The sequence below is a fragment of the Paraburkholderia gardini genome (genome assembly GCF_907164575.1).
Lineage (GTDB): Bacteria > Pseudomonadota > Gammaproteobacteria > Burkholderiales > Burkholderiaceae > Paraburkholderia > Paraburkholderia gardini.
In genome coordinates, this window is record NZ_CAJQYY010000029.1 from 40129 (window position 1) to 53619 (window position 13491).

At 64.9% G+C, this 13491-nt stretch carries 12 protein-coding genes; 6 read left to right on the forward strand and 6 right to left on the reverse strand.

Annotation, left to right across the window (positions count from 1 at the left end; all coding sequences use genetic code 11):
* Nucleotides 1-65: 65 nt before the first annotated feature.
* A complete protein-coding gene (locus tag LPA34_RS21870) occupies nt 66-935 on the reverse strand; it encodes a LysR substrate-binding domain-containing protein (RefSeq protein WP_228982152.1) in 870 nt (289 codons plus the stop codon).
* 105 nt (nt 936-1040) lie between these two features.
* Between LPA34_RS21870 and LPA34_RS21875 the strand changes: the two genes are divergently transcribed.
* Both LPA34_RS21875 and LPA34_RS21880 read left to right on the forward strand, forming a co-directional pair.
* Complete coding sequence (locus LPA34_RS21875) at nt 1041-1643, forward strand: LysE family translocator (RefSeq protein WP_228982154.1); 603 nt, start codon at nt 1041-1043, stop codon at nt 1641-1643.
* The gene (locus tag LPA34_RS21880) at nt 1640-2026 is read left to right on the forward strand and encodes a cupin domain-containing protein (RefSeq protein WP_228982156.1); all 387 of its coding nucleotides are present in this window, start codon (nt 1640-1642) and stop codon (nt 2024-2026) included. Before LPA34_RS21875 ends, LPA34_RS21880 begins: the two co-directional genes overlap by 4 nt.
* Nucleotides 2027-2208: 182 nt before the next feature.
* On the opposite strand, the gene LPA34_RS21885 is transcribed toward LPA34_RS21880, so the two are convergent.
* The 4 genes from LPA34_RS21885 to LPA34_RS21900 all read right to left on the reverse strand — a co-directional run bounded on the left by LPA34_RS21885 (nt 2209) and on the right by LPA34_RS21900 (nt 6883).
* On the reverse strand, nt 2209-3567 hold the full coding sequence (locus tag LPA34_RS21885) for an LLM class flavin-dependent oxidoreductase (protein ID WP_228982158.1): 1359 nt from the start codon (nt 3565-3567) through the stop codon (nt 2209-2211).
* A gap of 117 nt (nt 3568-3684) precedes the next feature.
* Entirely contained in the window at nt 3685-4494 is an 810-nt protein-coding gene (locus LPA34_RS21890; protein ID WP_228982161.1) for a class I SAM-dependent methyltransferase, read from the reverse strand.
* A 157-nt stretch (nt 4495-4651) separates the two neighbouring features.
* Nucleotides 4652-4993 (reverse strand): NIPSNAP family protein, encoded by a 342-nt coding sequence (locus LPA34_RS21895; protein WP_228982164.1) that lies wholly within the window; start codon nt 4991-4993, stop codon nt 4652-4654.
* A gap of 252 nt (nt 4994-5245) precedes the next feature.
* Nucleotides 5246-6883 carry an MFS transporter gene (locus LPA34_RS21900; RefSeq protein WP_228982166.1) on the reverse strand — a complete coding sequence of 546 codons (1638 nt, stop codon included), beginning with the start codon at nt 6881-6883 and terminating at the stop codon, nt 5246-5248.
* 115 nt (nt 6884-6998) lie between these two features.
* Between LPA34_RS21900 and LPA34_RS21905 the strand changes: the two genes are divergently transcribed.
* The 4 genes from LPA34_RS21905 to LPA34_RS21920 all read left to right on the forward strand — a co-directional run bounded on the left by LPA34_RS21905 (nt 6999) and on the right by LPA34_RS21920 (nt 11622).
* The gene (locus LPA34_RS21905; protein ID WP_228982167.1) at nt 6999-7934 is read left to right on the forward strand and encodes a LysR family transcriptional regulator; all 936 of its coding nucleotides are present in this window, start codon (nt 6999-7001) and stop codon (nt 7932-7934) included.
* Nucleotides 7935-8054: 120 nt separating this feature from the next.
* Entirely contained in the window at nt 8055-9248 is a 1194-nt protein-coding gene (locus tag LPA34_RS21910) for a CaiB/BaiF CoA transferase family protein (protein WP_228982169.1), read from the forward strand.
* The gene (locus LPA34_RS21915; RefSeq protein ID WP_228982170.1) at nt 9245-10198 is read left to right on the forward strand and encodes a hydroxymethylglutaryl-CoA lyase; all 954 of its coding nucleotides are present in this window, start codon (nt 9245-9247) and stop codon (nt 10196-10198) included. Before LPA34_RS21910 ends, LPA34_RS21915 begins: the two co-directional genes overlap by 4 nt.
* Before the next feature lie 68 nt (nt 10199-10266).
* The gene (locus LPA34_RS21920) at nt 10267-11622 is read left to right on the forward strand and encodes an MFS transporter (RefSeq protein ID WP_228982171.1); all 1356 of its coding nucleotides are present in this window, start codon (nt 10267-10269) and stop codon (nt 11620-11622) included.
* Between the two features lie 70 nt (nt 11623-11692).
* Here LPA34_RS21920 and LPA34_RS21925 read toward each other — a convergent pair whose 3' ends face one another.
* Nucleotides 11693-13387 carry a methyl-accepting chemotaxis protein gene (locus LPA34_RS21925; protein ID WP_228982172.1) on the reverse strand — a complete coding sequence of 565 codons (1695 nt, stop codon included), beginning with the start codon at nt 13385-13387 and terminating at the stop codon, nt 11693-11695.
* Nucleotides 13388-13491: the final 104 nt, after the last annotated feature.

The following is a 13491-nucleotide window of genomic DNA, read 5'->3' on the forward strand; positions in this document are numbered from 1 at the left end:
CGCCGCCCTTCAAACCGACAGCGACGCGCGTCCACAAGTTCCGCGTCGGGCCGGTCGATGTCTGCTCACGCGGCTTCGCGCTGCCGCATCAGTTCGGCTCGCAGGAAGCGCGCGAATTCGAGTGCGGCCGCATCGCCGCCGTGTGCCGGCAAATGAAGGTTGATCGCGAAGTTGGGCAGCGGGGGCAAGGCGGCGTCGGCGCCGAGAATCTCGAGATCGGCGGGCACCGTCGATGCGAGCCACGCGGTAATCGCCAGATCGGTGCGAACGGTGGCGGTCGTCGCTTCGATGTTGCCGTTCTCGAACACGGTTCGCCATTCGACGCCCTGACCGCGCAACGCGTCGAGTACGACGGGACGAAACGCGCAGGTATCGGTGACCATCGAAACGGGCAGCGGCCGCTTCGTACGCGCGACGCCGCCGCGCGCACCCACCCACACGAGCGGCTCGACCCGCAGACACTCGCCGCTCGCCACGCCCACGGGCGCTTCGACGATCGCGAGATCGACGACGCCATCGGCGAGCGCATCCACGAGTTCGGGCGACGAACCGCATACAAGCGATATCTCGACCTGCGGCCAGGCTTCAGTGTAGGCCTTGAACACGGGGGCCAGTGTGCTGCCGACCAGGTCGTACGGCACGCCAAGCCGCACGCGGCCCTGCGGCGCGCTCGCGGTCATCTCGCGCCAGATTTCGTCGTTCATGCCGAGTAGCCGCCGTGCCTTGCCCAACATGCGTTCGCCAGCAGGCGTCAGGCGCAGGCCCCGGCGTTCGCGTTCGAAGAGTGGTACGCCGAGTGCTTCCTCGAGACGGCGGATCTGCTGGCTCACCGCGCCCTGCGTCAGATGCAGGCTGTTTGCGGCGACCGTCATGCTGGCGCTGTCCGCCGCCGCGACGAAGGTGCGTACGAGCGTGATATCGAGGTTTCGGGTCATCAGCCATTATATTTGCTAATGCCGCGCATCTGTAAACATGCCTTCACTAATGCCGATGATGGCCCTACAGTCTGGCTCATTCCGATCCATACTGCTTGCATCGCCATGATCCTTGCCGGTTCCGTTGCGCCCTTGCTGCTGTTCGCGGCTGTTGCCACCGTCACGCCGGGCGGCGCCACGACGCTCGCTACCGCGTCGGGCGCGCAGTTCGGTTTTCGCCGCTCGATTCCGTTGATGACGGGCATCGCGTTCGGGCTTGCATCGCTCGCTTCGGTAGCTGCGGCGGGACTGGCCAGCCTGCTGCTGGCCGCGCCCGCGCTCGAACTCGCCATGAAGCTTGCCGGCAGTGCGTATCTGCTGTGGCTCGCGGTGAAGATCGGACGTAGCGGGCCACCCGGGCTCGACATGCAGCTCGCCTCGCCGACGAGTTTCACCGGCGGCGCATGTCTGCTGTGGCTCAACCCGAAAGGCTGGGCGATGACGCTCGGCGCGGCGGCTTCGTTTTCCGTGCTGGCAGCGGGACCGCTGCGGCTCGCCGCGCTGCTTGGCACGGCGTTCGGTATCGCGGCGCTGGTTTCGCTTTCGTTATGGTGTGCCGCCGGCATGGTGCTCGCGCGGCTACTGAAAACGCCGTGGCAGTGGCGCGTGCTCAACGTTGCGTTGGGTATGCTGCTGGCCGCTTCGATAGTTCCAATGTGGAGAGAATGATGCGTGCGTTTGCTGAAACGGTCGACCTTGCAACGGCCTTCGATGCGGTCCATGAACACTGGTCGCCGAACGTCGTCGCGCAGGTCAACGACCAGTACGTGAAAGTCGCGAAGGTGCAGGGCGAGTTTGCGTGGCACAGCCATGCGGAAGAGGACGAACTTTTTTACGTCGTGCGCGGCAACCTCGACATCGAATATGAAAACGGCCGCACGGTGAGCCTGGCTCCAGGATCGCTGCACGTCGTGCCGCGCGGTGTGCTGCACAAACCGGTGGCCGAAGAGGAGTGCTGGATCGTGCTCATCGAAACGGTGAGCACGAAGCACACAGGCGATGTCGAAACGCCGTTCACGAAGACACTCGCGCAGCAGCTCGGCGAGACGTGATCCGCCTTGAAGTTCGCGCTACCTCTCGACGAACCAGCGCATCAATGCAGTGACCGCCATCGCAAGGCTCACGATCACGACGGCGCTGAACGCGATCCCGAACAGATGCGCGGTCAGTGCCGCGCGTTCGTCGAGGCGGTGATGCGCTTCCTGAAGCGCACGCTTCGCGCAGCACCTGTCGCTCAGCCCGCGGCCTCCTGACGCTGCTGTTGCACGTGCCGGTTTTGCGGACGCGGCAGGCCCAGATTTTCACGCAACGTATGCCCTTCGTATTCGGTACGAAAGAGGCCACGCCGCTGCAGTTCCGGCACCACGAGTTCGGCGAAATCGGACAGCCCGCCCGGCAGCCACGGCGACATGATGTTGAAGCCGTCCGCGCCTTCTTCCTCGAACCATTGCTGCAACTGGTCCGCGATACCTTCGGGCGTGCCGACGACCTGCTGGTGTCCGCGCGCGCCCGCGATACGCAGATACAGGTCGCGGATCGTCAGGTTCTCGCGACGTGCAAGGTCGAACAGGAGGCGTTGCCGGCTTTTGCCGCCGTTGGTTTCCGGCAACTCCGGCAACGGGCCATCGACTGGATATGACGACAGGTCCACTTCCCCCGACATGGTCGACAGCAGCGAAAGACCGACGCTCGGATGGATGAGGTCCTGCAGCGCGTCGAATTTGCGGCGTGCTTCTTCCTGCGTGCGGCCGACGACGGGAAAGATGCCCGGCATGATCTTCAGGTGGTCGGCGTGCCGGCCGTATTTCGGCAGCCGGCCCTTGATGTCGCGATAGAACGTCTGCGCTTCTTCGAGCGTCTGATGGGCGACGAAGATCACCTCCGCCGTTTGCGCCGCGAGTTCCCGGCCCGCGTCCGACGCGCCCGCCTGCACGACGACCGGCCAGCCCTGCGGTGAACGCGCGACGTTCAGCGGTCCGCGTACCTGGAAATGCTTGCCGCGATGATTCAGCACGTGCAGTTTTTCCGGATCGAAATAGACGCCGCTTTCCTTGTCGCGCAGGAACGCGTCGTCTTCCCAGCTATCCCAGAGGCCCGCGACGACGTCGTAGAACTCGCGCGCGCGTTCATAGCGCAGCGCGTGGTCGGGATGCTTTTCGAAGCTGAAGTTGAGCGCTTCCGATTCGGTGCTCGACGTGACGAGATTCCAGCCGGATCGTCCGCCGCTCAGATGATCGAGCGACGCGAACTTGCGCGCAAGGTTGTACGGCTCGTTGAAGGTCGTCGAGACGGTCGCGATCAGGCCGATGTTTTGTGTGACCACCGACAGCGCGGAGAGCAGTGTCAATGGTTCAAAATGATCGGCGCGCGCGGTGCGGGAGAGCGAAGCGAGGTTCGTATCGCGTACGCTGACGCTGTCGGCGAAGAAGATCGTATCGAACTTCGCCCGTTCGGCTATTTTCGCTACTTCCGCGTAGTGCGCGAAATCGAGTCCGCCACCGGCGTGTGCGTCCGGGTGCCGCCACGCCGCGATGTGATGGCCTGTTTCCATCAGGAACGCGCCGAGTTTGATCTGCCGTTTGTTATTGCTCATCGTGTGCCTTGTATTGTTCGTTAGCGTGACGGGCGCAGCGCCGCCGACGAGCTTGCCGCATCGAGGTTGCGCGCGAAACAGAAGGAGTCGTCCGGTAATTGCGCGGACATTCCATGGTTACTGCGCGGCCGGCTTGCGTCCGGTTGCGAACGTCATGCGTCGCTTCAACGCGATCCCGCGCGGTCCGCGTTTCGCTTCGAGCGCATCGCCCAGCAGTTGCCGCACGCGCGCGCCTTCGGCTTCGTCAAGCGCGGAGAGGAAGTTGCCGAACGAACTGGCGCGGCTGAACGCGATCACCTCGTCGACGGTGTCGAACGCGTCGTCGAACTCGCGGATTTCGTTGTGCGTCACGTTAAAGCCGGCCGCGGCCAGCAGCAATGCGGCGCGCTCCTGCGTGAGCTGATGGGGCGCGCCGACACGCGCGGCCTGCCAGTGCGGCTCGCGGGCCAGCAACGCGCGCAGTACCCGATGCAGATCGTGAGGCGCTTCCTGCGACATCGTCGTGAAGCCGGCGCGGCCGCCCGGCTTCAAGACGCGAAACGCGTGCTGAAGCGCGGCCAGTTGGTCGGGCACCCAGTGAATGACGCTGTTGAAGTAGACGACGTCGTAGTGCGCATCCGGCACGTCGTGCAGCGCTTCGGCACGGCCGACGCGTGCATCGAAGCGCCCCTGTGCGCGTTTTCGCGCGAGTTCGACGCGCAGCGCGAGCGGATCGATGCCCAGCACTTCGCCGTCCGGGCCAGTGCGTTCCGCCACGGCCTCTGTCAGCAGACCGGTGCCGCAACCGATGTCGAGCACCTTCTCGCCGCTTTGCACCGCGAGCACGTCGATCAGTTCGAGACCATGATGAAACTGGCGTGTACCGAGCCGGTCGTATTGTTCGGCGAGCGTGACCGAATCGAGTTCAAGGCTGAGCGGAGTCGACATAGCGGTTCCATGTGGTGACGATTGCACATGGTAGAGGCCACCCCGGCGCAACTGAAACGAGAAATCCTGCTATCGATCTGACGTCGAAGCGCATGCGTCGCTATAGCATCGAATACGCGTGAATCACGCCGAAGGGGCGATTGAACGCGTTCTATCATTACAAGGTAACGTGCTGCGGTGGAATGCAGAACGTGCCGTCCACGACTTCGGCAAACGCGCGTTCTTCACGCAGGATAAAGCGCTTCGTTTGCGCCATGCGAAAGTTGGCGACGGATTCCGGATCGGTCTTCAGGCGCGCTCGATACGTTTCGTAAGCGGCGAGGCTTGCGAAGGCGATCAATCCCCACGCGATGTCGCTGGTTCCTTCATGCGGCAGAAAATAGCCGACGAGATGACCGCCGCAACGCGGAATGATGCGTCCCCATCCCTCGGCGTATTCCTTGAAGGCATCGCGCTGGAACGGGTCGATCTGATAGCGGATGAAGCAGGTGAGTGTCATGCGATGCGCTCCTGCGGGAACGTCCGGACGATGTCCGGTGCGTGTTCACAGTATGCGCAGCGCAGGGGCTGCGACGTTTCAGGCTGGATTGAAACGTGGTTGCCGGGCGCGGCTTTCGCCGGATATGGTGTCATGTCGAAATCGGGAAAGCCGGGGACCGGACGCGCCATCTGTTGTTCGAACGCGACGCCGCGCGGTAACCCAGGCCGCTCCAGCGAAGTTGCAATCACCACGCCGGAAATCGCGCGGCGATCACATGTCCGCATCGGGGCGCCTGGGGCGCGTGCGGATCATGACCGCCGAGCAGGCCGCCCCCGCGAACGCGCAGAGCGCCGACACCAGCGCGACGGCGCGTAACGCGTCGTCGATGGCGTCGTCCTGCGCGTCGGCGAGCGCCGTGTGCGGGGGAATGCGAACCAGGTTCGCGGCCGCGGACGCGTCGGATTCCGGCTCGAGCAGCTGTTCGTTTCGATGGATGCCGGCGGGAATATTCAGCGCCTTGAGGTGGACCCCGAGCGCGGCGTCGTGCGACCACACGAACACGATGCCGAGCACCGCGATGGCGAGCAGTCCGGCCACGCGTGCCACCGCGTTATTGATGCCGGAAGCGACACCCGTACGCCCGCTCGATACCGCGCTCATCACCGTGGTCGTCAACGGCGCGACGGTGACGGTCATGCCCAGTCCGATCACGACCATCGCCGGAAAGAAGCCGCTCCAGTAGCTGCCGTGTACGAACGTCAGGCCGAGCATCGCGAAGCCCAGTCCCGCGATGACGGGACCGGCCGTAAGCAGCACGCGCGGACCGAAGCGATCGGTCAATCCACCGGTGAGACGCGACAGCACACCGATGATGACCGGCACCGGCAGGATCGCCGCGCCGGCTTCGGTGGCGGTGAAATCGTGCGCGCGGATCAGCGTGAACGGCAAAAAGAAGAAGATGCCGCTCAAGCCGAAATACAGCAGCAACGTAACGACGTTCGCGCCCGCGAAATCGCGCGAGTGGAACACGTCGAGCGGCATCATCGGATTGCGGCTCTTCATTTCGATTGCAACGAACGCGATCAGCAGAACGATGCCGGCGCTCACCGAGCCCAGCACGGACGCGCTCGACAACCCGCGCGACGACGCCACGGTCAGGCCCCACGTCAGCGCGGCGAGACCGGCTGCGACGGTGATCGCGCCGGCCCAGTCGAGTTCGCGCGGAGCATCGGACTTGTGGCTATTGGGTACGGCGACGATTGCCAGCGTCATCGTGAGACAGGCAAGCGGCACGTTGAGAAAGAAGATCGCGCGCCACGAAAACACATCGACGAGCCAGCCGCCCGCAACCGGTCCCACTGCCGACGTGATCGCGCCGACGCCCGCCCACGTGCCGATCGCGCGGCCGCGTTCGTGGTCGTCGAACACCGCGCCGATGATCGCGAGACTGCTGGGGACGAGCAGCGCCGCGCCGATGCCCTGCACGGCGCGTGCGGCGATCAGCGTGCCAGACCCGGGGGCAATCCCGCAGGCAATCGAGGCCAGCGTGAAAAGCCCGATGCCCGCGATGAAAACGGTGCGCCGGCCGAGCCGGTCGCCCATCGAACCGCCCACCAGCACGAGCGAGCCGAGAAACAGCAGATACGCGTTGACGACCCATTGAATGGCCGCGACGCTCGCGCCGAATTCGCTCTGGATCGACGGCAACGCGACGTTGACGACCGAGCCGTCGATAAACGCCATGCTTGAGCCGAGTATCGTCGCGGCGAGCGCGAGACGTTTGCGCCGGCATGGACGGTCGGCAACGGAAGGCTGCGCGCGGATGACGAGTTCATCGCACGGGCTCGCCTGCGCGGCGACGACATGCACGGCCCTCGCGGGCTCGCTGGAACGCTTATGGACAGCCAAATCGACTCCTGTGCGGTCGGTCGAAGTTCCAGCATAGCAATGCGAACCCGCGAGCGACAGACGATCGTCGCCGATTCAGGTCAAAATGCGGTTTTCCGCGTTACGACCGCTGGTCATGGCCCTGACAAATCTCCTGAGAAAGCTCGATCTCACGTCGCTGCAACTGTTCCTGGCCGTGTACGAGGAGCGCACGCTCACGCGCGCGGCCGAACGCGAAGCGATTGCGGTGTCGGCCGCGAGCAAGCGTCTGCTCGAACTCGAACATGCGGTGGGTTCCGCCCTCTTCGTGAGAAAGGCGCGCGGCATGGAACTGACCGCAGCCGGTGAGACGTTGCTGCATCACGCACGGCGCGTGCTGCGCGATATCGAGAACATCGGCCTGGAACTCGCCGAGCACGCGAGCGGGGTGATCGGCTATGTGCGGATGATGGCGAACCTCTCGGCGATCGTCGAATTCCTGCCGGAAGATCTGCGCGCGTTTCTCGCGGGCAACGAGCGCGTGCGCATCGAACTCGAGGAGCGCCCGAGCGGCGGTGTGATCAGCGGCGTGGCCGACAGCCTCGTCGATCTCGGCATCTGTTCGGGCGACGCCGATACGCGCGGCCTGCACGTCACGCACTATCGACACGACCGGCTCGTGATCGTGATGCGCGACGATCATCCGCTCGCCACGCGCGAAAGCGTGGTGTTCGCCGATACGCTCGACAGCGACCACGTCGGCCTGCATGCCGCGAGTTCGATCAACATGCGCACGCATCTCGCCGCGCGCCAGGCAGGCAAGCCGTTGCGGCTGCGCATTCACGTGCCCGGTTTCGATGCCGTATGCCGGATGGTGCAGGCGGGCATGGGTGTCGGCGTGCTGCCGCTGCACGTGTACAACGCGATCGGCCGCTCGCTCGGGCTCACCGCCGTGACGCTCGATGAACCGTGGGCCGCGCGCAGCCTGCTGATCGTCGTGCGCGATCCCGACGCGCTGTCGCCCGTGAGCCGCCTGCTGTTCGATCATCTGGGCACCGTCGAAGCCCGCATGGGCGTGGCGCCCGGCACCTGAGCCGCGCTGCTTGCGAGCGTTCGCGTTTGGCGAACGCTCGTTGCCGGATTGCGGTTGGACGCCGCATCCACGTCGCCCATAACCTGTCTCCCATACGAAACATGGTCGGGAGACAGCATCATGAGTGGTCCCTTGAAGGGTATTCGGGTCATCGAAATCGGCACCCTGATCGCCGCGCCGTTCGCCGCCAGGATGCTGGCCGAATTCGGTGCGGAAGTCATCAAGATCGAAGCGCCGGACGGCGGCGATCCGCTGCGCAAATGGCGCAAGCTGCACGAAGGCACGTCGCTGTGGTGGTATCTGCAGTCGCGCAACAAGAAATCGATCTGCGTGAACCTGAAGTCCACGGAAGGCGTCTCGGTCGTCAAACGTCTCGCGGCCGACGCCGATATCGTCATCGAAAACCTGCGCCCCGGCGCGCTCGAACGGCTCGGTCTCGGCTGGGACGTGCTGCACGGCATCAACCCCAAACTCACGATGGTGCGCATCTCCGGATACGGTCAGTCCGGCCCGTATCGCGACCGTCCGGGATTTGGTGCGATCGGCGAGGCAATGGGCGGCATCCGCTACACGACAGGCGACGTGGACGGCGCGCCGGCACGCGTCGGCGTGAGTCTGGGCGATTCGCTCGCTTCGCTGCACGGCGTGATCGGCGCGCTGATGTCGGTGTTGCGTGTGAAGACGGGGCAGGGCGACGGCCAGGTTGTCGATGTGTCGCTGGTGGAGAGCGTGTTCAACCTGATGGAAAGCCTCGTGCCCGAATACGATCTGCTCGGACACGTGCGCGAACGCAGCGGCGGCGCGCTGCCGGGCATCGCGCCATCGAACACGTATCGCAGCGAAGATGGCGGCTACGTCGTGATCGCGGGCAACAGCGATCCGATTTTCCGGCGCCTGATGCAATTGATCGGGCGCGACGATCTCGCCGATGACCCGGCGCTTGCGCACAACGACGGCCGTGTCATGCAAAGCACGATGCTCGACGCGGCGATCGCCGCGTGGACCTCGCATCATTCGACCAGCGACATTCTGGCCGCGCTCGAACGGGCCCAGGTGCCGGCCGGGCGCATTTATTCGATCGCCGACATCGTCGCCGATCCGCATTACGCGGCGCGCGAGATGCTGCTGCAGGCGAGCCTGCCGGACGGCACGCCGGTCAGGATGCCGGGCATCGTGCCGAAGCTCTCTGACACACCGGGCGCGGTGCGCTGGCAAGGCCCGGCGCTGGGCGAACACACCGGCCCGGTGCTGGCGGACCTCGGCTTTAGCGCGCTTGAAATCGAGCAGTTGCGCAGCGCGGGAGCAGTGCAATGAACGCCGCGCTCAACCTGTTGCACGACGCGCTGATCGTGCAGGAAGTCGCACCGCGCGACGGGCTGCAAATCGAGCCGACGTGGGTCGAAACCGGCGACAAGGTCGCGTTGATCGACCAGCTCTCAAGCGCCGGATTTTCGCGTATCGAGGCCGGCTCGTTTGTCTCGCCGAAAGCTATCCCGGCACTACGTGACGGCGACGCGGTGTTTCATTGCATCGAGCGGCATCGCGATGTGATCTACGTTGCGCTGGTTCCGAACGTGAAGGGCGCGGAGCGCGCGGTCGCCGCACGCGCCGACGAACTGAATCTCGTGATGTCCGCGAGCCAGACGCACAACCGCGCGAACATGCGCATGAGCTGCGAGCAGTCGCTCGCGGGCTTCGGCGATATCGTGAACCTCGTCAGGGGTTCGCATGTGTCGCTGAACGGCACGGTGGCGACGGCGTTCGGTTGTCCGTTCGAAGGTGCGATCGACGAAGACCGTGTGATGGCGGCCGTCGACACGTATCTCGAACTCGGCCTGCAGGGCGTGACGCTCGCGGACACCACCGGCATGGCGAATCCGCGTCAGGTGACGCGCATCGTCACGCGCGTGCTCGAACGCATCGGCCCTGACGCGCTGACACTGCACTTTCACAACACGCGCGGCCTGGGTCTTGCGAACGTGCTGGCCGCGTATGAAGCAGGCGCACGCCGTTTCGACGCGGCGCTTGGCGGTCTGGGCGGCTGTCCGTTTGCGCCGGGCGCGTCGGGCAACATCTGTACGGAAGATCTCGTCAACCTGTGCGACGAGATGGGCATTCCGACTGGCGTCGATCTCGTGAAGCTGCTCGAGCTGTCGCGTGCGCTGCCCGCGCTGCTCGGTCACGAGGTGCCAGGGCAACTGGCGAAAGCCGGCCGCAATTGCGACGTGCATCCCGTGCCGGACTACGTTCGCAGCATCGTTTAACGCTATTCCCACCTTTCCATTCACATTCGACCGGACCGCGTACGCGCGAGTCCGGCATGGAGACAAACATGAGCGACATAAGCGCCCTCGGCAATCCTCGGGATCACGAAGCCGGGCAGATTCCGGAAACCGGGCAGGAAACCCACTCGATCATCCGCAAGGTTGCCGTGCGACTGATGCCGTTGATCATGATCTGCTATCTGTTCGCGTTCTTCGACCGGATCAACATCAGCTTCGCGAAGTTCCAGTTACAGCACGATCTTGGATTCACCGACACCGCGTACGGTCTCGGCGCCAGTCTCTTCGTGATCGGCTATGTGCTCTTCGAAGTGCCGGGCAACATGCTGCTGTACAAGGTCGGCGCACGGCGCTGGATCGCCCGCATCATGATTTCGTGGGGGCTTGCGACGGCGGCGATGGTGTTCGTCCACACCGAGTGGCAGTTTTACGGGCTGCGCTTTCTCATCGGCGCGATGGAAGCGGGGTTCGCGCCGGGCGTGCTGTATTACCTGACGCTCTGGTTCCCTGCCAGTTATCGCGGCCGCATCACGTCGCTGCTGTTTCTGGCGTCGGCGTTTTCAGGGCTGGTCGGCGCACCGCTGTCGGGGCTCGTGCTTGCACACCTGAGCGGCACGTGGGGTCTGCCGGGCTGGCACTGGCTGTTTCTGCTGGGCGGCCTGCCATGCGTGCTGCTTGGTGTGCTCGTGCTCAAGGTGCTGAAGGACCGTATCGAAGACGCGCCCTGGCTCTCCGGTGCTGAAAAGCAGTACCTGTCCGCACGTGTCGCGCAGCAGCAACCGCACCATACCGGCGGTCATTCGCTCGGCGGCGCTATCAGGACGCCCGGTTTTCTCATGCTGGGTCTGATCTATTTCCTGATCCAGGTCGCGTCGTACGGGCTGAATTTCTGGGCGCCGCATCTGATCCATGCCGCCGGCACGCAGAATCCGACGGTCATCGGTCTGCTGACTGCCGTGCCGTATCTGTGCGGCGCGATCTGCATGGTCGTGGTGGGGCGCATGTCGGATGCGACGGGGGAGCGGCGCAAGTTTGTCTGCGGGCTGCTGGTGATGGCTGCGATCGGGTTCTTCGCGGCCGGCTATTTCGACCGGCAGACAACCTGGTTGATCGTCGCGCTCGGCGTGATGGGGGCGGGCGTGGTGGCGTCGATTCCCGCGTTCTGGGCGCTTCCGCCGAAGCTCCTGACGGGTGCCGGCGCGGCCGGCGGCATCGCGCTCATCAACACGCTCGGGCAACTCGGCGGCATCGTGAGCCCGGTGATGGTGGGACGCATCAGGGACCTGACCGGCAGCACGACGCCGGCGCTGTATGTCATCGGCGCAACGAGCCTCGTGTGTGCGTTGCTCGTGCTCTACGGTGTGCCCGCTACGCTGCGCAGCAAGGACCATCCGGCTTCACGATAGATCCGCGTGTGTCGTCTGTATCGTTCGCCGCGCGCGGCCGACCGGTTTGCCTGTGATCTGCCTGCACCGGTCAGCCGCGCACGCCGCGGCGCATGAGGGCGACGCCTGCGACCTGCACAGGCACCTGCCGGCGCGCGTGATTCTCGCGAAGCGCCGGCTTCGGCGTCGCGCCGGCAGCATGCATGCCGTGCCATCCATCGTTCGTATCGGCGTGTCCGGTGCGAAAACTCACGATCACGGCCTGCAGCTGCCGCGCCTGTTCCTCGAGCGACTCCGCGGCTGCCGCGGCCTCTTCGACGAGCGCGGCGTTTTGCTGTGTCATCGTATCCATCTGCGCGACGGCGGAGTTGACCTGCTCGACACCCGTGCTCTGCTGCGCCGCGGCCGCCGCGATTTCCTGCACGACGTCCGTGACACGCGCAATCGCCGTGCGCGTCTGCTGGATCGTCTCACCTGTGCGTTCGACGAGCGCAGCGCCCGTGCCCACCTTGCCGACCGCGCTCTGGATCAGCGCGCGGATTTCCTTCGCCGCCGTCGCGCTGCGCTGCGCAAGCGTGCGCACTTCGCCCGCGACCACCGCGAAGCCGCGTCCCTCTTCGCCCGCCCGCGCCGCTTCGACGGCGGCATTGAGCGCGAGGATGTTGGTCTGGAACGCGATGCCTTCGATGACACCGACGATGTCTTCCATCTTGCGCGATTCGTCCGAGATATCGCGCATCGCGGTGACGACCTCCATCACCATCGTCTCGCCGCGATCGGCGATCTGCACGGCGCCGCTCGCGAGCTGGCTGGCCGTGCCCGCGTGATCGGCGGTCTGGCGCAGCATCGAGGTGATCTCCTCCATGCTCGAGGCCGCTTCTTCGAGCGATGCGGCCTGGTTTTCGGTGCGTGCGGAAAGATCGGCGTTGCCGGTGGCGATTTCGCGCGAAGCCGTGGCGACCTGGTCGGCGGAATCGCGAATCTGGCCGATCGTGCCGGCCAGCGCATCGCGCATGCCGCGCATCGCCAGCATCAGGCTCGCGGTGTCGTCGCTGCGCGTTTCGATCGCAACCGTGAGATCGCCTGCCGCGATCGAATCGGCGACCCGCGCGGCGCTGGCCGGATCGCCGCCGATCGTGCGCTGGATGCTGCGATTCGTGAACGCGACGAAGGTCGCAAGGAGCGTCGCCAGCACGACGAACACGCCGGCCGCGAACCACAGCGAACGCACCAGCGCGGCGTCGATGTCGTCGACGTAGGCGCCGGTCGCGATGATCCAGTCCCACGGCGCGTAGCGCACGACGTAGCCGATCTTGTCGACCGCTGTTTTGTCTTTCGCATGAGGGCGCGCGAACACATAATCGACAAAGCCGCCTTCGGGCCGCTGCGCGACCGCCGCGAACGCCACGTAGTGGTGACGGCCGTCGGCGTCCGCACTGTTGCGCAGGTCCTTGCCGTTCGTGGCGGGTTTGATCGGATGCATCACCATCCGCGGCGTCGAATCGAGAACGAGGAAGTAACCGTCTTCGCCGTAACGCACGTCACGCAGACGGTCGAGTGCCTGTTTGCGCGCTTCTTCTTCGGTGAGCGCACCGCTTTTCGCGAGCGCCGCGTATTCGGTGACAATGCTCAGACCAATATGCGCGACGTTGACGAGATCGTTCTTGCGCTCCTCGATGCGCGTCTGCCGCGACTGCCACGCGGCGGCCACCGAGACGAGCAGTAGCGCGAGCAGGCTGATGACCAGTGGCAACCAGAGTTTCTTGCGAAAGCTAAGTGTTTGCATTGCGGCAACCTCGTGTGCCCTGTACTGAACGATGGATAAAACAACCATGCCTCCATGTGTTATCGGCAGAAATGCGCCCGACATGTTGTGGATGGAAACCCTGG